The following is a 19,596-nucleotide window of genomic DNA, read 5'->3' on the forward strand; positions in this document are numbered from 1 at the left end:
CCTCATGCACTCTGACACCCGGAAAAGATCCTTTGTCCCCTTTGTGGACTTCCCCACACTGCTTACGGGAATGAGGCCCGCCACCTGTCAGCGGCCGCTCACCAGCGCCTCCCCCACGCTCGTGCGCGCGTACAGCACCACCCGCCCGGTGCGGTGCGCGCTCACCAGACCCGCCGCGCGCAGCGCCGTCAGATGCTGCGAGACACCGCCCGGGGACAGGCCGATGCGGCGGGCGAGGTCCGTGGTGGAGGCGGGGGCGGCCAGTTCGGCCAGCAGCAGGGCGCGGGTGCGGCCGAGCACACCGGCCAGGGCGTCGGAGCACGGCTGGGGACGCTGCTCCCACAGGGTGCCGACGCCACGCGGCGGATAGCGCAGATTGGGCTGCCAGTCCTCGCTGTCGAGGGTGGAGAAGATCCGCGGCCAGACGAACGCCGAAGGCACGAGCAGCAGCCCCCGTCCGTCCAGCCGCCGCACCCCGCGGAGACAGCGGTGGGCCATCTGCAAGGTGCCCGAGTCCCAGGTGAGCTGCGGATCGAGGTCGTCGAACAGGCGCCGGGCGCCGCCCTCCGCGAAACGCCTGGCCCGGTGCAGGATGTCGCTCTCGAACAGGGTGAGAATGCGCGGCCAGTACGGCGCGAGCGCCACCTCCCAGTACGCGGCGATCACCTCCGCCAGCCGGTCGAGACCGCGCCTGGGGTCCTCGCGCAGTGCGGCAACACCCGCTTCTGCCCCCGCTGAAGTCGTCCGCAGCAAGTGGGGCGGGGTGGCGCGCAACGCCGCCAGCTCCACTTCAAGGGCGGGCTGCGGGGTGGTGGGCGGCGGCACGAGGAAGCCGGGGATGCCCGCGGTGGGCACGGCGATCAGACGGGACAGCGGCGCCAGGTCCAGCCGCGCGGCCGCGAGCCCGGTCCGCACCTGCTCGGTCCACCGCCGGTGCATACCGTGCCCGTCGGCGCCCTTGAGGACGCGCACGCTGGCCACCACCTCCCACAGCGGGGATATGGCGAAGCGGGTACGGGCCACGTCCTCGGCCGAGAACTCGATCTCCAGCGTGTCGCCCGCGGCCCGCGGCTCATGCCTCATTCAGCAGAGGCTAAATCATTGCCACGCGGCGGCAGCACCCGGCAACGTACCCGTCATGCCCACGGAATCCCCTTGGCGGCTGCGCGACTTCCGGACCCTGTTCACGGCCACGGCGCTCAGCCAGCTCGGCACCAGCATCGGCTATCTCGCCATCCCGCTGGTCGCGGTGTCCGCGCTCGACGCGAGCCCCGGCCAGGTCGGCCTCCTGGCCACGCTGAGCACCGCCGCGTTCCTCGTCATCGGCCTGCCCTCCGGGGCCTGGGTGGACCGGATGCGGCACCGCCGGGTGCTGATCGCCGCGGATCTGACGAGGGCCGTTCTGTTCGCGTCCGTACCGGTGGCCTGGGCGCTGGACGCCCTCACCCTCCACCAGCTTTACGCCGTCGTCCTGCTGAACGGCGGCGCCACGGTGTTCTTCGACGTGGCCTCGCAGAGCTTTCTGCCGCAGCTCGTGGGCCGCGACGGGCTGGTACGGGCGAACGCCGCGGTGGTCGGCCTCCAGGCCGCGGGCAATGTGGCGGGCGGAGGCGTGGGCGGTGTGCTCGTACAGCTGCTCACGGCGCCGCTGGCCGTGGTCGGCGTGGGGGCGTGCTACCTCGCCTCGGCGCTCCGGCTCACCGGTATCCGGCGTACGCCCACGCCGCCGGCCGACCCCGGGCGGCGGCCCGCCCGGCTGGGCGCACAGATCGCCGAGGGGCTGCGCCACGTCCTGCGCGACCGGGAGCTACGTGCCCTCGCGCTCACCGCGTCCCTCACCAACCTCGGCTCGCAGCTGATCAACACCCTGCTCCCGGTGCTGTTCACCCGCGAACTCGGCCTGTCAGCCGGGGTGCTCGGCGCGTACGGAGCGGTGGGCGGGGTCGGCATCTTCCTCGGCGCGCGCTGCGCCCGCCCCGCCGCCCGGCGCCTCGGCTACGGTCGCGCCCTGTCCCTGGCCGGCCTCTGCCTGGCGCCGGCCGCGCTGGCCATCCCGCTCATCGGCCGGGGCCCCTGGCTCTGGGTGGCCGGGGCGGGCTGGCTGCTGGCCACGTTCAAGATCGGCCTCGACAACGTGCTGGGCGTCAGCCTGCGCCAGCGCCTGACGCCCGACCCGCTCCTCGGCCGCATGAACGCCACCTTCCGCTTCATGCTCACCGGCGCGGTCGCCATCGGCTCCGCCGCGGCGGGCCTGATCGGCCAGTTCGCCGGGGTGCGCCCCGCGCTGTGGGTCGGCGGCTGCCTGCTGGCGCTCGCCTTTCTGCCCGTCTTCCTCTCCCCCGTACGCACCCGCCGGGAACTGCCGCAACAGGCGGGCCTTCCCTCGCGGCACGACCCTCGCCCCCTGGTGAAGGAGTGACGTGCGTGAAGGAGTGACGCGTTCGCGGCTATTGTTCCGTAATAGGCGGTTGCCGCGCCAAGAGGTGGTTGCTGCGCTGTCGACCGCCGCCGCGCCGCGCGAGCCGGGAAAGGACCCCGCACACGCATGAGCACGCCCTCCCCCGCCGACCGCCGCCCGCGCATCGGCATCGGCGGCGTCCGCGCCCCGTCCAGCACCTTCAGCCCGCACCGCACCCGGTACGACGACTTCCGCGTCACCCGCGGCACGGAGCTGTGGGACCGCTACCCCTGGGCCCGGCCGGACGGCGAGCTCAGCGGCCCGGTGGAGTGGGTACCGCTGGTCCACGCCGAGGCCCCGCCGGGCGGACCGGTCGAGCCGGAGGCGTACGACCGCCTCAAGACCGAACTGATCGACCGCATACGGCAGGCAGGCCCCCTCAACGGCCTCGTCCACGACCTCCACGGCGCGATGAGCGTAACCGGCCTGGAGGACGCCGAGGCCGATCTGACCGACGCGGTACGCGATGCCCTCGGCCCCGGCGCGCTGATCTCCGCCGCGATGGACCCCCACGGCAACGTCTCGCGCCGGCTCGCCACCCGGCTGGACCTGATCACCGCACACCGCCTCGCCCCGCACCAGGACGCCGCCGCCCGGACCCGCGAACGCGCCGCCCGCAAGCTCGTCGAACGCCTCGTCGCGGACAAGGGCCGCCCCCACCTGGCCTGGGTGCAGGTGCCCGTGCTGCTGCCCGCCGAGCGCACCAGCCCCCGGCTGGAACCCGCCAAGTCGCTGTACGGGCGGCTGGGCTCCATCGAGGAACTGGACGGCATCGTGGACGCGGCCGTCTGGGCCGGCTGCCCCTGGGCCGACGAACCGCGCTGCAAGGCCGCCGTCGTCGTCACCGGCGACGACCCCGCCCTCGCCGTCGAACAGGCGCGCTCACTGGCCAAGGAGTACTGGGACCTGCGCCGCGACTTCGTCTTCCCCGGCCCCGCCGCCGACGCCGACACCTGCGTCGAAGCGGCCGTGGCCTCCCGAGCCCGCCCCTTCCTCATCACCGACTCGGGCGACAACCCGGCGGCGGGCGGCGCGGGCGACCTCGCGTACATGCTGCGCCGCCTACTGGCCAACGAGGCTCTGGCCACCGGCCGCGCCACCGCTCTGCACGCCGGCATCACCGCTCCGGCGGCGGTCGCGCGATGCTTCGCGGTGGGAGTCGGCGCGACGGTACGAGTGTCGGTCGGCGGCTCGTACGCCCCGTACGAGCCGTACGAGCTCATCGGGGAGGTCGTAGCCCTCCGCCGGGCGGCGGATATCGGCGGCGACCTGGCCGCCGTACGCCACGGCGGGGTGACCACGGTCCTGGTCAGCCGCCGCAAGCCGTTCCGCACCCGCGCGGACTTCGGCGAGTTGGACCCGCGGGGATACGACCTGCTCGTCGTCAAGGCGGGCTGCCCGGCCCCGGAGCTCTACGACCTGGCAGCCGACTGGCACCTGGCCCTCACCCCGGGCAGCGTCGACCAGAACCTCCCCCGCCTGGGCCACCACCATCTGGAGCGCCCGCTGTTCCCCTTCGACCCCGACATACCGGCCCCGGACCTCACACCCGAGCTGCTGTAGCTGCCGTAGGGGTGCCTGTACGCGAAAACGCACGCGGCGGGGTGTGGATGACACCCCGCCGCGTGCGTCGCAAGCGATACCGCTCAGCCGCTCAGCCCTGGACGCCCAGCTTCTCCAGGATCAGCTCGCGTACGCGCGCCGCGTCGGCCTGGCCGCGGGTGGCCTTCATGACCGCGCCCACGAGCGCGCCCGCCGCCGCGACCTTGCCGCCGCGGATCTTGTCGGCGATGGCCGCGTTGCCCGCGATGGCCTCGTCGACGGCGGCGCCGAGCGCGCCCTCGTCCGAGACCACCTTCAGCCCGCGGGCCTGGACGACCGCGTCCGGGTCGCCCTCGCCCGCCAGCACGCCCTCGATGACCTGGCGCGCCAGCTTGTCGTTGAGCGAGCCCTCGGCGACCAGGGCGCATACGCGCGCGACCTGGACCGGGGTGATCGGCAGCGACGCGAGGTCGACGCCGTCCTCGTTGGCGCGGCGGGCCAGTTCGCCCATCCACCACTTGCGCGCCGACGCGGCGTCCGCGCCCGCGTCGATGGTGGCGGTGATCAGGTCGATCGCGCCCGCGTTGAGGACGGACTGCATCTCGTGGGCCGAGATGTCCCACTCCTCGCGCAGCCGGGTGCGGCGCACCCGCGGCAGCTCCGGCAGCGTGCCCCGCAGCTCCTCCACCCATTCACGCGACGGCGCGACCGGCACCAGGTCGGGCTCGGGGAAGTAGCGGTAGTCCTCCGCCTCCTCCTTGATCCGGCCGGAGGTCGTGGAGCCGTCCTCCTCGTGGAAGTGACGGGTCTCCTGGATCACCGTGCCGCCGCCGCCCAGGACGGCGGCCTGGCGCTGGATCTCGAAGCGGGCCGCGCGCTCGACGGAGCGCAGCGAGTTGACGTTCTTCGTCTCGGAGCGGGTGCCGAACTTGTCGGCGCCGTGCGGCCGCAGCGACAGGTTCACATCGCAGCGCATCTGGCCCATCTCCATGCGCGCATCGGAGACCCCGAGCGCCTTGATGAGCTCGCGCAGCTCCGCGACATACGCCTTGGCGACCTCCGGGGCCCGGTCCCCGGCCCCCTCGATCGGCTTGGTGACGATCTCGATGAGCGGGATACCGGCCCGGTTGTAGTCGAGGAGGGAGTGCTGGGCGCCGTGGATACGGCCCGTCGCGCCGCCCACGTGGGTGGACTTGCCGGTGTCCTCCTCCATGTGGGCGCGCTCGATCTCGACCCGGAAGATCTCGCCGCCGTCGATCTCGACGTCCAGATAGCCGTTGAAGGCGATCGGCTCGTCGTACTGCGAGGTCTGGAAGTTCTTCGGCATGTCCGGATAGAAGTAGTTCTTCCGGGCGAAGCGGCACCACTCGGCGATCTCGCAGTTCAGCGCGAGGCCGATCTTGATGGCGGACTCGACGCCGGTCTCGTTGACGACCGGGAGCGAGCCGGGCAGGCCGAGGCAGGTGGGGCAGGTCTGCGCGTTGGCCTCGGCGCCCAGCGCCGTGGAGCAGCCGCAGAACATCTTGGTCGTGGTGCCGAGCTCGACGTGCACCTCGAGCCCCATCACGGGGTCGTAGGCGGCGAGGGCGTCCTCGTACGACACCAGTTCAGTGACGGTCACAGAAAACTAACCTCTCAGTCCGCCAGGACGTCGTCGTCGCCCATGCGCTTGAGCTCACGGACGAGCAGAGCGACGGTGGTGACGATCGCGGCGGCCGAGACCACCGCGTCGACCAGCTGCAGCTTGTCGTTCTCGGATCGGGCCTTCTTGACCTGCTTGGCCACGCTGACCGCGCCGAAGAGCGCGGAGCCGATGGACAGGTAGGTGCCGGGCTTGGACTTCTTGAAGCTCTTGGCCTTCTTCAACGCACCACTCACAGTGACTGTGCCTCCTCAAGCAGCGGGTGCCCCCACTTGTCGACGAGCGCGGCCTCGACCGCGGCGCCGACCTTGTAGAGCCGATCATCGGCCAGGGCGGGGGCGATGATCTGCAGGCCGACCGGCAGACCGTCCTCGGGCGCCAGGCCGCAGGGCAGCGACATGGCCGCGTTCCCCGCGAGGTTCGCCGGAATGGTGCACAGGTCGGCCAGATACATCGCCATCGGGTCGTCGACGCGCTCGCCGATCGGGAAGGCGGTGGTCGGGGTGGTCGGCGAGACCAGCACGTCCACCTGCTCGAAGGCGCGCTGGAAGTCCTGGGTGATCAGGGTGCGGACCTTCTGCGCTGAGCCGTAGTACGCGTCGTAGTAGCCGGAGCTCAGCGCGTACGTGCCCAGCATGATCCGGCGCTTGACCTCGGCGCCGAAGCCCTCCGCGCGGGTGAGCGCGGTGACGTCCTCGGCGGACCGCGAACCGTCGTCGCCGGCCCGCAGGCCGTAGCGCAGACCGTCGAAGCGGGCCAGGTTGGACGAGCACTCGGACGGCGCGATCAGGTAGTACGCGGCCAGCGCCTTGTCGAACGACGGGCAGGACACCTCCACGACCTCGGCGCCGAGCTCGCGCAGCAGCTCCACCGACTCGTTGAAGCGCTGCATGACGCCGGGCTGGTAGCCCTCGCCGCTGAACTCCTTCACCACGCCGATGCGCATACCGCGCACGCTGCCGTTGCGCGCGGCCTCGACGACCGACGGGACCGGGGCGTCGATGGAGGTGGAGTCGAGCGGGTCGTGCCCGGCGATGACCTCGTGCAGCAGCGCCGCGTCCAGCACGGTCCTGGCGCACGGGCCGCCCTGGTCCAGGGACGAGGAGAAGGCCACCATGCCGTAGCGGGACACCCCGCCGTACGTCGGCTTGACGCCGACCGTGCCGGTCACGGCGGCGGGCTGGCGGATCGAGCCGCCGGTGTCGGTCCCGATCGCGAGCGCGGCCTGGAACGAGGCGAGCGAGGCGGAGGAGCCGCCGCCGGAGCCGCCGGGGATACGGGTGAGGTCCCACGGGTTGTTGGTGGGGCCGAACGCGCTGTTCTCGGTGGATGACCCCATGGCGAACTCGTCCATGTTGGTCTTGCCGAGGATCACCACGTCCGCGTCCTTCAGACGGGTGACCAGCGTCGCGTCGTACGGCGGGATCCACCCTTCGAGGATCTTGGAACCGACCGTGGTCGGGATCCCCTTGGTGGTGAAGATGTCCTTGAGCGCGAGCGGAACGCCGGCCAGCGGGCCGAGCTGCTCGCCGCGGGCGCGCTTGTCGTCCACGGCGCGGGCCTGCGCCAGCGCGCCCTCGCGGTCGACATGCAGGAAGGCGTGCACCTTCTCGTCGACCGCCTCGATACGGGCCAGGTGCGCCTCGGTCACCTCGACGGCGGTGACCTCGCCGGAGGCGATCTTCTCGGCGATGCCGGACGCGGTGAGCTTGGTCAGATCAGCCATGCGAGTCACTCCTCCCCCAGGATCTGCGGCACCTTGAATCGCTGCTGCTCCTGGGCGGGGGCGCCGGACAGCGCCTCCTGCGGGGTCAGCGACGGACGGACGACGTCCGGACGCATGACGTTGGTCAGCGGCAGCGGGTGAGAGGTCGGCGGTACGTCTTGGTCGGCGACCTCGGAGACGCGGGCGACCGCGCCAATGATGTCGTCGAGCTGTCCGGCGAAGTGATCGAGCTCTTCGTCCTTCAGCTCCAGACGCGCCAGCCGGGCGAGGTGGGCGACCTCCTCGCGCGTGATGCCAGGCATGCAGCGATCCTCAGGGTGAGTGTGGAGAGTTTTCGCCCCAATCCTATGGCTCCGGCCACGCCAGGAGCGAAACGCTTTCCCCTTCCCGTCCCCTTCCCGTCCCTGAGCTGCGCTCCGGGGGGATTCCGGCCCGGCTGGGTGACCGGCTAGGTGACCGGCTGGTCCGCGTCTTCTTCGGCCGGTGCGGCCGTCGCGGTGGCCGCGGTCGTGGCCGATGTCGTGGCCGGGGTCGAGGGCGAGGGCGAGGGCGAGGGCGGGGCGGGGGTCGTGGTCGGGGGTGGGGTCGAGTCCTCGCGGTGCCAGCCGCGTTCGCCGCGGGCCCGCAGCCACGCCGTCGTCTCGTCGGGCGGCATCGCCGCGGCGACGAGCCAGCCCTGCACCGCGTCACAGCCCAGATCCCGCAGCCGCTCCCAGGTCTCGTCGTCCTCGACGCCCTCCGCGACGACGAGCAGCCCCAGGGAATGGGCGAGGTCGACCGTGCAGCGGACGATCTCCGCGTCCTCGTTGTCCACGGCCAGCCGGGCCACGAACGACCGGTCGATCTTGAGCTCGCTCACCGGCAGCCGCCGCAGGTGGACGAGTGAGGAGTAGCCCGTGCCGAAGTCGTCGAGGGACATCCGTACGCCGTGTCCGGTGAGGCTGGCCAGCGTGTCGGCGGCGCGCTGCGGGTCTTCGAGGAGGACGTGCTCGGTGATCTCCAGTTGCAGCGCGCCGGCCGGGACGCCGTGGCGGGCGAGCCGTCCGGCGACGGCGCCGGCGAAGCCGGGGGTGTGCACATCGCGCGGCGAGACATTGACCGCGACGGGTACGTCCAGACCGGCGGCGCGCCAGCGGGCGACTTGGCCGAGCGCCGTTTCCAGGACGTACTCGGTGAGCCGGGGCATCAGCCCGGAGGTCTCGGCCATGGAGATGAACTCGTCCGGGGGCACCCGCCCCCGGACGGGGTGGACCCATCGGACGAGCGCTTCGAGGCCGGCGACATGGCCGTCGAAGCCGACCTTGGGCTGGTAGTGGAGTTCGACGTCGCCCGCGTCCAGCGCCCGCCGCAGATCGCCGAGCAGGCCGAGCCGGTCTGGGGTGTTGCCGTCGCGGCGGGCCTCGTAGAGCTCGACGCCGCTGCGGTCGCGCTTGGCCTGGTACATGGCGACGTCCGCGCGGCGCAGCAGCCCTTCGGCGTCGAGGGCGTGGTCGGGGTAGACGGCGACGCCGGCGCTGGCTTCGAGGACGAGGGTGAGTCCGTCCAGGTCGAGCGGTGAGCCGAGGTCGCCGACGAGGCTGCGGGCCGCGCGCTGGGCGCTGGTGAGCGAGTCGGTGGCGGGCAGCAGCACCGCGAACTCGTCGCCGCCGAGCCGCGCGACCTCCGCCCCGCCGGGCAGTGCGAGCCGCAGCCGGTCCGCGATTTGCAGAAGCAGCCGGTCGCCCGCCAGATGGCCCAGGGTGTCGTTGACCGAGCGGAAGCGGTCGAGATCGAGCAGGACCAGGGCGCTGCGCGTACCGCTTCGCTCGGCTTCGTCCAGCGCGGTCCAGGTGCGTTCGAGCAGCCATTGGCGGTTGGGCAGTCCGGTGAGCGGGTCGCGCAGCTGCTCCTCGGCGCGCACCCGGGCGATCCACAGCGTGGAGTCGAGGGCGATCAGGGGCACCGCGAACAGCGGGAGCAGCAGGGGCATCTCGTCGGCGACGACGACGATGAGCGGGGCGATGCCGAGCAGTGCGATGCCGACGAGGGCCTGTCGGACGAGGGCGGTGCGGGCGAGGGTGGGCAGTCCGGCGCCTGGCGGGGCGAGGGAGTACCAGAGCAGGGCGCGGGTGACCGCGAGATAGCCGAAGGCGGCGAGGGCCGTCTGGGGGATGGCGGACATCTCCCAGCTCGCCGGCCGCCAGGGGTGCTCGACGGTGGGGACGGTGCCGAAGGCGGCGAGGGTGAGGGCGGCCGCGCCGACGCCGAGGATGTCGACCGCGCCGTGCAGCGCCGCCTGCCGCCAGCGGTGCCGCCGGGCGGCGCCGACCAGGACGACGACGGCGAGGCTGACGAGCCCGGCGGGCAGCCAGCCGTACAGCAGCAGCGCGGCCAGGGTTAACGCGGAGCCGGATCCGGTGCCGCCCCACCAGCGGTCGCGGCCCATGGCGACGAGATGGCCGACGATGATTCCGGTGAGGACGGCGAGGGACCAGCCCACTGTGCCGTCGGGAAAGAGTGCATGGCCCGCGTCGAGCACCCGGAATACCCCGATGCCGAGTGCGAAAGCGGCCATGGCGACCGCCGCGGCGGGCAGCGCGGGCACTACGAGCCGGCGCAGCCGCGACGCCGGGGCGGCGCTTTCGGTCGGTTTCATACCCGTCCCTCTCACAGCCGGCGGTGCCAGCGCCACGGCAGGCGCACACCATCAACAGTAGGCGGCAGATGGCTTTGCCGGGCGGCGATCGGCGACGGTTGCCCGAATGCCGCCCGACGATCCATAACCATCTGGTATGCGCTGTAAGGGTGATGCCCGCTCGCTATGCCCGGGAAGTGCTCCCGGTCGTATTCCGGCCAGGTTGGACCGGAACCCGCTCGGTACTCCACCGGACAGTTCGGCCGGACGGGTGATGTGGAGTCATGTGAGTGATGGAGAGTGATGCGGAGTCATGTGAGTGATACGGAGTCATGCCGAGTCATCCGTACTCCGTACTACTCCGTACCACTCCACAGGTTGTCAGCGCGGCACTACTCCGCAGGCGTCACCGCAGCCTCTCTCGCGGCCTCGGGCCCCTGTTCGAGGAGGACCGCAAATCCATCCTCATCGAGCACGGGAACCTTCAACTGCATGGCTTTGTCGTACTTCGATCCTGGATTGTCGCCGACAACAACAAAATCTGTCTTCTTCGAAACGGAACCCGCGACTTTGGCACCGCGGTTCTGCAGCGCCTCCTTCGCCCCGTCCCGAGTGTGCGTTTGCAGGGTGCCCGTGACCACGACGGTGAGCCCTTCGAGCGGGCGCGGCCCCTCGTCCTCGGGCGCCTCCTCCTCCAGCAGCACTCCGGCCCGGCGCCACTTCTCCACGATCTCGCGGTGCCAGTCCTCGGCGAACCACTGCTTGACCGAGGCCGCGATGGTGGGCCCCACGCCCTCCACGGCCGCCAGTTCCTCCTCGCTCGCCTCGGCGATCCGGTCCAGCGAGCGGAACTCACGGGCCAGCGCGGCCGCCGCGACCGGCCCGACATGACGGATCGAAAGGCCGGTGATGATACGGGCGAGCGGGCGCTGCTTGGCCGCCTCGATGTTGTCCAGCATGGCGAGGGTGTTCTTCTTCGGCTCGCCCTTCTGGTTGGCGAAGAAGGTGACGACTTTCTCCTCGCCGGTCTTGGGGTCGCGCTTGGGCAGTCCGCTGTCCATGTCCAGTACGTACGACGTGATGGGCAGCAGCTGCTCGACCTTCAGATCGAACAGATCGCCCTCGTCCTTCAGCGGCGGTTCGGCGGGGTCCAGCGGCTGGGTGAGCGCCCCGGCGGCTACATAGCCGAAATTCTCGATGTCCAGACACTTGCGGCCCACGAGGTAGTAGACCCGCTCGCGGATCTGCGCCTGGCAGTATCGGGCGTTGGGGCAGCGCAGATCGACATCGCCCTCCTTCATCGGCTGCAGCGCAGTGCCGCACTCCGGGCACTCGGCGGGCATCACGAACTCCCGCTCACTGCCGTCCCGGAGATCGACGACCGGCCCCACAATTTCCGGAATGACATCGCCCGCTTTACGCAGCACCACCGTGTCGCCGATCAACACGCCTTTGGCCTTGACGACGTCCTGATTGTGCAGGGTCGCGAATTCGACTTCCGAGCCCGCCACCGTGACCGGCTCGACCACGGCGAACGGAGTGACGCGCCCGGTGCGCCCGACGCCGACCCGGATGTCGACCAGTTTGGTGTTGACCTCTTCCGGCGGGAACTTCCAGGCGATGGCCCAGCGCGGCGCCCGCGAGGTGGAGCCGAGCCGCCCCTGGAGCGGGATCTCGTCGAGCTTGACGACGACGCCGTCGATCTCGTGCTCCAGCGAATGCCGCCGCTTGGGGTCCCCGTAGTACGCGATGTACTCGCTGACGGCGTCGAGCGAATCCACGACCTTGAAGTGGGCCGCGGTCGGCAGCCCCCACTCGTGCAGCAGCTCGTACGCCTGCGACTGCCGGTCGATGTCGAAGCCCTCGCGCGCGCCGATGCCATGGACCACCATGCGCAGCGGGCGGCTCGCGGTGACCTTGGGGTCCTTCTGGCGCAGCGAGCCCGCCGCCGCGTTTCTCGGGTTGGCGAAGGGCGGCTTCCCGGCCTCGACCAGCCGCGCGTTCAGCTCCTCGAAGCGCGCCCCGGGGAAGTAGACCTCGCCGCGGACCTCCACGAGCTCCGGGATGCGGTCGCCCTTGAGGCGGTCGGGGATGACGGAGATCGTCCGCACATTGGGGGTGATGTCCTCGCCGGTGCGCCCGTCGCCGCGGGTGGCGGCGCGGGTCAGCCGACCCCGCTCGTACGTGAGGTTGACCGCGAGGCCGTCCACCTTGAGCTCGCACAGGAAGTGATACCCGGTGTCCCCGAGCTCCCTGACGATGCGGTCGGCCCAGCCGGCCAGCTCCTCGCCGTCGAACGCGTTGTCCAGGCTGAGCATCCGCTCGCGGTGCTCGACCTCGGTAAATTCGGTCTCGTACGCCCCGGCGACCTTCTGGGTCGGCGAGTCGGGCGTCCTGAGCTCCGCGTACTCCTCCTCCAGCGCCTCCAGCTCGCGCAGCAGGCGGTCGAACTCGGCGTCACTGACGATCGGGGCGTCCTTGACGTAGTACCGGAAGCGGTGCTCTTCGACCTGCTCAGCGAGGATGGCGTGCTTGTCCCGTGCCTCGGCGGGCACTGTCGACTGTTGTTCGCCGGCCACCGTGTCGTCCTCCCGTTACTCAGGGTTGTCCGCGAGCGATCTCGCCGCCCGGACGCAGTGGGCCAGCGCGGCGCGTGCGTACGCGGGCGAGGCGCCCGCGAGGCCGCACGACGGGGTGACCACCACGGACTCGGCGAGAGTCCCCGGTGACAGCCCCAGCCTGCGCCACAGCGTCCTGACACCCATGACGCTACCGGCAGGGTCCGACAATGGGGCATCCGTGCCCGGCACCGCGCCGACGAACAGCGAGGTGCCGCCCTCGACGGCCTCCCCGATCGCCTCCTCCTCACGCTCCGTGAGCAGGGAGAAGTCGAACGACACCCCGGTGGCCCCGGCCCTCCGCAGCAGCCCGAAAGGCACGCCGGGCGCGCACGAGTGGACGACCACCGGCCCGTCCGCGACCGCGATCACATCCCGCAGCGCGCCCTCCAGCACGCCCCGGTCCACCGCCGCGTAGGTGCGGTAGCCGCTGGCCGTACGGACCCGCCCGCGCGCCACCGCCATCAGGCCCGGCTCGTCGAGCTGGAGCACCACCTGGGCCCCGGGGACCCGGCGGCGCACCTCCTCCAGATGGGCGCGCAGCCCCTCCGCGAGCGAGGCGGTCAGGTCCCGGCAGGCGCCCGCGTCGTTCAGCGCGGCCTCACCGCCGCGCAGTTCGAGCCCGGCGGCCAGGGTCCAGGGCCCGACGGCCGACACCTTGAGCGCGCCCTGGTAGCCCTGGGTGAACTCCTCCAGGGCGTCCAGGTCCTCCCTCAGCCAGGCGCGCGCCCGCCGGGTGTCGCGCCCGGGGCGGTCGCTGATCCGCCAGCCGCTCGGCTCCACATGCGCGTACACCTCGACCAGCATCCCGGCGGTCCGCCCGATCATGTCCGCGCCGGGCCCGCGCGCGGGCAGCTCGGGCAGGTACGGCAGCGTCTCCAGCGACCCGGTGACGGTCTTGGCGGCCTCCCGCGCGTCGCCGCCCGGCATCGACCCGACGCCGGTCGCGGCGCCTGCGCCCCAGCGCGGCTCGGTGGTGGTGTTCGCGTCGTTCGCGTCGTTCGCGTCGTTCGGGTCCGCGGTGCTCTTCTCGCTCACCCCGGAAGAGTACGAGCCGCGGGGCCGCCGACGTGAACCGCTCCATCGGCTCGCGGTGCCCGCAGGCCGAACCAGGCCAGCAGCGCGGCCGCCGCGTACGCCCCTCCGGCCAGCGCGAAGCAGGCCGCGGCGCCCGCGTACCAGCCGCCCGCGCCCGCGAGTATCGCCCCCATGACGGCGATGCCGACCAGCGTGCCGATCTGCCGGTTCGCGTTGAGCGTGGCCGAGCCGATGCTCGCGTGCTCGCGTCCGGCGGCGTCCATGACGGCACCGGTCATCGCCGGGGAGGCGACGCCCAGGCCGGTGTTGAAGGCGCCCAGGATCACGGCGAGCGCCCAATAGGGCAGCTCCGGGGAGAGGACGGCCGCGAGGGCGATCGTCCCGGCCGCCGTGTACAGCAGCGACCCGGCGAGCGCGGCCCGGTTGCCCAGCCGGTGCCCCACCTTGGCGTACAGGACGTTGCCGAGCAGGAAGACCAGCTGGGTGGGGAGCAGTTGGAGGCCCGCCTCCATGGGGCTCGCACCGCGCGCGTTCTGGAGGAAGAGCCCGAGTACGAACATCGCGCCGTAGCAGCCGAGGTTGAAGAGGAAGCCGACGGCGTTGGCGGTCGAGAAGTGCGCGCCTGCGAAGAGCTCGCCGGGCAGCACCCGGGCCGTCGTCCCCGCGGCCCGCTCCCGTACCGCGAAGGCGGCCCCGGCCAGCAGCGCGACCGCGAACGCGGCCAGCACCGGCGCCGCGCCCCACCCCGTCTCCGGCCCCTGGATCAGGCCGTACGCGAGCGCCGCGAGCGCGACCAGACCGAGCGCGTGCCCTGCCCCGCCCAGCGGCATGGGGCGGCCGGGCAGCGGCGCGACATAGCGCCGCGCGAGCACCAGGGCGGCGAGTCCGACGGGCAGGTTGACCAGGAAGATGCTGCGCCAGCCCAGCCCGCCGACCAGCAGCCCGCCGACCGCGGGGCCCACTCCGGCCGCCGTCGAGACGATCGCGGACCAGAGGCCGAGCACCCGGGTGCGCTCCGGGCCGCCCGGGAAGGCGTTCATGAGGAGGGTGAGCGAGCTCGGCATGAACAGCGCGGCCCCGGCCCCCTGCGCCAGCCGCCCCGCCACCAGCACCCCGGCGACCGGGGCCACCGCGCACACCAGCGAGGCCACGGTGAACAGCCCGAGCCCGACCAGATAGATCCGCCGCGCCCCGTAGCGGCCCGCCAGCGAGCCGGCGAGCAGCAGCAGGGACGCGAAGACGAGGACGTAGCCGTCGACGACCCAGGTGAGGCCGGAGAGGGACAGCTCCAGGCCGGACCGCAGCTCGGGCCCCGCGACGTTGATGATCGTCACGTCCAGGGTCGCCATCACGAACCCGAGGGCCAGCGCGAGGAGTTGCACGCCCTGCCGTTCCGTCCCCATGTGCTGTGCCGCGCCCTCTTGCCTCTGCCGTGCTCTCTCCGTACGAGTGATCATGAGCTGGAAGTTATAGCTGTATCTATTGCAGCTGCAATAGATACAGCTATAACTTTACTGACGGCATACGAAAGCCCCCGGGACCCGTCCCGCGAGGCTCCCGGGGGCCTTCCCAGCTGTCTACCCCACCCGGTCGAGCGCCTTCAGCAGCTGCGTCCGCAGCTCATGACGCCCGTCGTCGGTCAGGTGATCCAGCGGCGAGTCCTTCCCCATCCGCCGCAGCAGATCCAGCCGCAGCTCCCGCCCCGCGTCGGTCAGGACCAGCTGCTTCGCCCTGCGGTCCGTGGGGTGCGGCTGCCGTACGACCAGCCCCTGCTTCTCCATCTTGTCCATCACATACGTCACATTCGGCGGCTCACAGCACAGCACCCCGGCCAGCTCCCGAGCCGTCTTGGGCTCCCCCAGCTCCTCCAGGGCCTTCGCCTGGGTGGGGGTGAGGCCGAGCTCGGCGATCCGGCTGCGCCGGTGCGCGTCCATCCGCCGGGACAGCTCGGTGACGAGCCCCCGGATCTCCCTGACCCCGCACCCCGCCCGCTCGGCGGTCGTGCCCGCTTCGGCTTCGCTGCTCACCTGGTCAGCGTACGTCGGCGGGCGCGGTACGCCGCGGACACATCGGGCACCCACCCCGACAACCGGTCAGCCGAGCGGCCGCACCGACAGATCGGTGATCTCCGCCTCGCGCGGCAGGTCGAGGGCCGTAAGCACCGTGGTCGCGACGGACCCGGCCGTCATCCAGCGCTCCGGGTCGTAGTCCTTGCCCTCCTGCTGATGCACCTTGACCTGCATGGGCGTCGCCGTACGCCCCGGATAGACGGTCGTCACCCGCACCCCGTTGCCGCTCTCCTCCCAGCGCAGCGCGTCGGCCAGCGCCTTGAGCCCGTGCTTGCTCGCCGCGTACGCACCCCACTGGGCGTTGGCCCGCAGCCCGGCGCCGGAGTTGACGAAGACCACATGCCCCTGCGCCACCCGCAGCTGCGGCAGCATCAGCCGGGTCAGCTCGGCCGGCGAGACCAGGTTGACGGCGAGCTGGCGGGTCCACAGCTTGGGGGTCAGCTCGCCGACCTCGCCGAGGTCCACCACGCCGGCGATATGCAGCAGCGAGTCGAGCCGTTCGGGCAGCTCCTGATGCCCCAGCGCCCACGACAGCTTGTCCGGGTCCGCCAGGTCACCGACGACCGTACGGGCCCCGGGAAAGCGCCCCGCCAACTCCCGCGCCCGCCCGGCGTCGCGGGCCAGCAGCCACAGTTCGTCGCCCCGCGCGGCCAGCCGCTCGGTCACGGCCTCGCCGATACCCGAACCCGCTCCAGTGATCAGATGCGTTCCCATGCCCCCAGCTTGCCGCACTGGGCGGGGCGGGAGCCCGCTGGGTGAGAAGTCGCCCCGCCTCGGTTCACCCGCCTCCGTGCAGCGGGTGCCATCGGAGGTGCCGCTCAGCGGGTGCCATCGGAAGTACCGCCGACCTCGCCCAGCTGGTCCTGGATGTGCCGGGCCTTCGCCTCCCGGCGCTGGGCACAGTACAGGTCGAGGGCCAGCAGCCGGTTCTCCCGGGCCTCCTCGGTCCGGCCCAGGGCCTGCTGGGCGTCGGCGATATTGGCGAGGGTGTCGGCCTCGTCGTACGTGTTGCCCGTCTCGCGGAACAGCTCCAGGGCCTCGCCGTAATGGTCAAGCGCCCTGTCGTGCCGGCCGGTGTGATGGGCGATGTAGCCGAGGCTGTCCAGCGTCGAGGCCTCCGCGCCCCGGCCGGCCTCGGCGCGGAACAGCGCCAGGGCCCGCTCGCAGTGGTCGCGGGCCTCCTCGAAGCGGCCCATCTGGGCGTGGCACCAGCCCACCGCGTTGAGCTGGTTCGCCTGCCAGAACGGGTTGCCGAGCCCTTCATACAGACGCAGGGCCTGACGGGCGTGGCTCAGCGCGGCCTCTTTGTCGCCTTGTTGCTCCCAAACCCAGCCGAGGGTGCGATGTGTATGGGCCTGGCCGGGGACGTCGCCGGCCTCCTCGTACACGGCCAGGGCTCCGCCGAGGTGGTCCAGGGCCTCGGCGCCCCGCCCCAGATGTGAGGCGGCCTGGCCCAGGCGCCAGTGCGCCAGCGCCCGCGCGGGCGGATGGCCCTGCCGCTCGGCGGCGGTGAGGCCCGCGCGCCAGACCCTGAGGTGATCCCGGAAATGCGCGCCGCCCCAGTGGTAGGAGATCAGCGTCCAGGCCAGCTGCCAGACCGCGGTGTGCCATTCCTGCTTCAGGGCCAGCCGCTGGGCGGCGAGGACGCAGGCGTGTTCGGCGTCGAACCAGTCCAGGGCCGCGCCGGGGTCCTCGAGGCGGACCGGGACGCAGCCGGCCGCGGGCGGGTCCAGCTCGGGTCGGAACGGCGCGTTCGGCCCGTCCACCAGGCTGTGGGCGGCGAAGGCGGTGTGCAGATAGAAGTCGACCAGCCGCCGCAGCGCGTCCGTACGCCGCCCACGCTCGGCGGCCTGACCGCATTCGGCCGCGTAGAGCCGGACCAGATCGTGCATCCGGTAGCGGGCCGGGGCATGCCGCTGGACCAGGTGCGCGGCCTCCAACTCGCCGAGCAGTACGCGGGTACGGGGCGCGCCGAGCCCGGCGAGGGCGGCCGCGGCGGACAGGTCGATGTCGGGTCCTGGCGCCAGGCCCAGCAGCCCGAACAGCTCGGCCGCCGGGGCGGAGAGGGCACGGTGCGAAGCGGCGAAGACGGCGCGCAGATTGGCGGTCAGATCGCCGGTGTCCAGCGCGTCCAGCCGGGTCGCCGCCTCCCGCAGCTCCTCGGCGAGCGCGGCGAGGGGCAGGTCGGGGTGGGTCGCGGCGCGCGCGGCCACGATCCCCAGGGCCAGCGGCAGGCCCGCGCAGTGCTCCAACAGCGCCTCCACCGCGTCCGGTTCCGCCTCGACCCGCCCGACCCCCAGGTGCCGCACCAACAGCTCGCGCGCCTCGGCCGCGCCGAAGACGTCGAGCGGCAGCGGCAGCGCGCCGTGTGTGGTGACCAGGGACGTGAGCCTGGAACGGCTGGTCACCAGCACGGTGCAGCTGGGGCTGCCGGGCAGCAGCGGCCGCACCTGCCCCGCGTCGCGTGCGTCGTCCAGCACGACCAGCACGCGCCGGCCCGCCAGCAGGCTGCGGTACAGCGCGGTCTGCGCGTCCAGGTCCACGGGGATGCTGTCGGGCACGACGCCGAGCGCGTCCAGGAACCCCCGGACCGCGACCGGCGGCGGCACCGGTTCCGCCGCCGGGTCGAAGCCACGCAGGTTGACGTACAACTGCCCGTCGGGAAACCGCGCCGTGTTCTCGTGCGCCCAGCGGACCGCCAGCCAGGTCTTGCCGACCCCGCCGATCCCGCCGATCGCCGAGATCACGACCGTCTCGCCGCCGCCCTCGGCCTCGGCGCGCACGTCGCACACCTCGCTCAGCCGCAGCAGCTCCCGCCCCCGGCCGGTGAAGACGGGCGGCGGCGCGGGGAGCTGACGGGGTACGGGGATGCGCGGCGGGGCGGACGGGGGCGCGGGGTGTTTAGGCGGCGCAGAAGGTAAAGGCGGTTCGAGCGCGGGGTCCGCCTCCAGGATCCGCTGGTGCAGCCGCTCCAGTGGCTGGCTGGGGCCGATGCCCAGCTCGTCGACCAGCCGGTGCCGCGTGCGCCGGAAGTGCTCCAGCGCCTCGGCCGGGCGGCCGCACCGGTACAGCGCGAGCATCAGCTGCCCCGCCAGCCGCTCGTCCAGCGGGCGCTCCCCGGCCCGGGTGAACAGCCCGGCCAGCAGCTCCCCGTGGCGCCCGCGGCGCAGCCCGGCGTCGTTACGGTCCAGCTCGGCCGCGAACCGCTCCTGGGCGAGGGTGTCACGCAGCGCGTTGAACCAGGGCGTGTCGATCGCCCCGAAGGCATCGCCGCGCCACAGCCCGAGCGCCTGCTCCAGCAGCGCCTCGGCCGGTACGCCATCGGCCGCCCCACGGGCCTCACCGACCAGCTCACGGAAGCGGTGCAGATCGATGGCGGCCGCTTCGGCCGCCAGGACGTAGCCCCCCGCCTCCTTCCCGATCTCCACCCCGGCTGCCGACAGAGCGATCCTCAACCGCGACAGATAGCTGTACAGCGCCGTACGGAACCGCTGCGGCGGCCGGTCCCCCCAGACCCGGTCCGCGAGCTGATCGACGGAGACCGAACGGTTGGCATCGACGAGCAGCGCCGCCAGAACGGACCGCTGCCGCACATGTCCCACGTCCAGCGGTCGATCGTCGACCCAGACCTCGATGCCCCCCAATAACCCGAACCTGACCGCCATTTCGCCCCCACCCGTGGAAACAGCCTGCCCTGCTTGCCTGCCCTGACCGTCCATCCGACCAGCAGGTTCAAGCTCTGCACAAGGTTTGTGCAATGCCTGCCCGAAAGGCTGTCCCCTGCGGTGCCCGGTCGGGGGGCGGGTGCCGCCACTCCGCCCCGCCCGCGCGCCCACCCCGACGCGCGGCGCGTGGGCGTGCTCCCCCCGGCAGGCGGAACCGCCCCGGC

Annotated in this window: 14 protein-coding genes; 2 read left to right on the plus strand and 12 right to left on the minus strand. The window is 72.4% G+C overall.

Features of this window, described 5'->3' with window-relative positions; genetic code table 11:
• Window positions 1–87: 87 nt before the first annotated feature.
• Window positions 88–1,083, minus strand: a complete 996-nt coding sequence (locus ACWDSL_RS08875; RefSeq protein ID WP_450483169.1) for a helix-turn-helix domain-containing protein — start codon at window positions 1,081–1,083, stop codon at window positions 88–90.
• 55 nt (window positions 1,084–1,138) lie between these two features.
• On the opposite strand from ACWDSL_RS08875, the gene ACWDSL_RS08880 reads away from it, so the two are divergent.
• Window positions 1,139–2,419, plus strand: coding sequence for an MFS transporter (locus ACWDSL_RS08880; protein ID WP_450483171.1), 1,281 nt, complete (start codon window positions 1,139–1,141; stop codon window positions 2,417–2,419).
• A 126-nt stretch (window positions 2,420–2,545) separates the two neighbouring features.
• On the plus strand, window positions 2,546–4,021 hold the full coding sequence (locus ACWDSL_RS08885) for a M81 family metallopeptidase (protein ID WP_450483173.1): 1,476 nt from the start codon (window positions 2,546–2,548) through the stop codon (window positions 4,019–4,021).
• A 91-nt stretch (window positions 4,022–4,112) separates the two neighbouring features.
• On the opposite strand, the gene gatB is transcribed toward ACWDSL_RS08885, so the two are convergent.
• The 11 genes from gatB to ACWDSL_RS08940 all read right to left on the minus strand — a co-directional run bounded on the left by gatB (window position 4,113) and on the right by ACWDSL_RS08940 (window position 19,372).
• Complete coding sequence (gene gatB, locus ACWDSL_RS08890; RefSeq protein WP_450483175.1) at window positions 4,113–5,621, minus strand: Asp-tRNA(Asn)/Glu-tRNA(Gln) amidotransferase subunit GatB; 1,509 nt, start codon at window positions 5,619–5,621, stop codon at window positions 4,113–4,115.
• Window positions 5,622–5,635: 14 nt separating this feature from the next.
• On the minus strand, window positions 5,636–5,878 hold the full coding sequence (locus tag ACWDSL_RS08895) for a hypothetical protein (RefSeq protein WP_450483177.1): 243 nt from the start codon (window positions 5,876–5,878) through the stop codon (window positions 5,636–5,638).
• The gene (gene gatA, locus ACWDSL_RS08900; protein WP_450483179.1) at window positions 5,875–7,368 is read right to left on the minus strand and encodes an Asp-tRNA(Asn)/Glu-tRNA(Gln) amidotransferase subunit GatA; all 1,494 of its coding nucleotides are present in this window, start codon (window positions 7,366–7,368) and stop codon (window positions 5,875–5,877) included. Before gatA ends, ACWDSL_RS08895 begins: the two co-directional genes overlap by 4 nt.
• A 5-nt stretch (window positions 7,369–7,373) precedes the next feature.
• Window positions 7,374–7,670 (minus strand): Asp-tRNA(Asn)/Glu-tRNA(Gln) amidotransferase subunit GatC, encoded by a 297-nt coding sequence (gene gatC / locus ACWDSL_RS08905; RefSeq protein ID WP_089510982.1) that lies wholly within the window; start codon window positions 7,668–7,670, stop codon window positions 7,374–7,376.
• A gap of 146 nt (window positions 7,671–7,816) precedes the next feature.
• Entirely contained in the window at window positions 7,817–10,003 is a 2,187-nt protein-coding gene (locus tag ACWDSL_RS08910) for a putative bifunctional diguanylate cyclase/phosphodiesterase (RefSeq protein WP_450483181.1), read from the minus strand.
• Window positions 10,004–10,374: 371 nt separating this feature from the next.
• Entirely contained in the window at window positions 10,375–12,561 is a 2,187-nt protein-coding gene (gene ligA, locus ACWDSL_RS08915; RefSeq protein WP_450483183.1) for an NAD-dependent DNA ligase LigA, read from the minus strand.
• 15 nt (window positions 12,562–12,576) lie between these two features.
• The gene (locus tag ACWDSL_RS08920; RefSeq protein WP_450483185.1) at window positions 12,577–13,638 is read right to left on the minus strand and encodes a methionine synthase; all 1,062 of its coding nucleotides are present in this window, start codon (window positions 13,636–13,638) and stop codon (window positions 12,577–12,579) included.
• The gene (locus ACWDSL_RS08925) at window positions 13,635–15,095 is read right to left on the minus strand and encodes an MFS transporter (RefSeq protein ID WP_450483187.1); all 1,461 of its coding nucleotides are present in this window, start codon (window positions 15,093–15,095) and stop codon (window positions 13,635–13,637) included. The genes ACWDSL_RS08920 and ACWDSL_RS08925 overlap by 4 nt, the downstream gene beginning before the upstream one ends.
• A gap of 120 nt (window positions 15,096–15,215) precedes the next feature.
• The gene (locus ACWDSL_RS08930; RefSeq protein WP_450483189.1) at window positions 15,216–15,665 is read right to left on the minus strand and encodes a MarR family winged helix-turn-helix transcriptional regulator; all 450 of its coding nucleotides are present in this window, start codon (window positions 15,663–15,665) and stop codon (window positions 15,216–15,218) included.
• A 66-nt stretch (window positions 15,666–15,731) separates the two neighbouring features.
• Window positions 15,732–16,421, minus strand: a complete 690-nt coding sequence (locus tag ACWDSL_RS08935) for an SDR family oxidoreductase (protein ID WP_450483191.1) — start codon at window positions 16,419–16,421, stop codon at window positions 15,732–15,734.
• 104 nt (window positions 16,422–16,525) lie between these two features.
• Window positions 16,526–19,372, minus strand: a complete 2,847-nt coding sequence (locus ACWDSL_RS08940) for an AfsR/SARP family transcriptional regulator (RefSeq protein ID WP_450483193.1) — start codon at window positions 19,370–19,372, stop codon at window positions 16,526–16,528.
• Window positions 19,373–19,596: the final 224 nt, after the last annotated feature.

The organism is Streptomyces sp. NPDC000941, from assembly GCF_053599555.1.

Bases quoted from the DNA above. Each gene is read 5' to 3' on its own strand.
- ACWDSL_RS08880 (WP_450483171.1), top strand. From the start codon at position 1,139: ATGCCCACGGAATCCCCTTGGCGGCTGCGCGACTTCCGGACCCTGTTC.
- ACWDSL_RS08940 (WP_450483193.1), bottom strand. From the start codon at position 19,372: ATGGCGGTCAGGTTCGGGTTATTGGGGGGCATCGAGGTCTGGGTCGAC.
- ACWDSL_RS08910 (WP_450483181.1), bottom strand. From the start codon at position 10,003: ATGAAACCGACCGAAAGCGCCGCCCCGGCGTCGCGGCTGCGCCGGCTC.
- ACWDSL_RS08885 (WP_450483173.1), top strand. From the start codon at position 2,546: ATGAGCACGCCCTCCCCCGCCGACCGCCGCCCGCGCATCGGCATCGGC.
- ACWDSL_RS08925 (WP_450483187.1), bottom strand. From the start codon at position 15,095: ATGATCACTCGTACGGAGAGAGCACGGCAGAGGCAAGAGGGCGCGGCA.
- ACWDSL_RS08935 (WP_450483191.1), bottom strand. From the start codon at position 16,421: ATGGGAACGCATCTGATCACTGGAGCGGGTTCGGGTATCGGCGAGGCC.
- gatC (WP_089510982.1), bottom strand. From the start codon at position 7,670: ATGCCTGGCATCACGCGCGAGGAGGTCGCCCACCTCGCCCGGCTGGCG.
- gatA (WP_450483179.1), bottom strand. From the start codon at position 7,368: ATGGCTGATCTGACCAAGCTCACCGCGTCCGGCATCGCCGAGAAGATC.
- ACWDSL_RS08875 (WP_450483169.1), bottom strand. From the start codon at position 1,083: ATGAGGCATGAGCCGCGGGCCGCGGGCGACACGCTGGAGATCGAGTTC.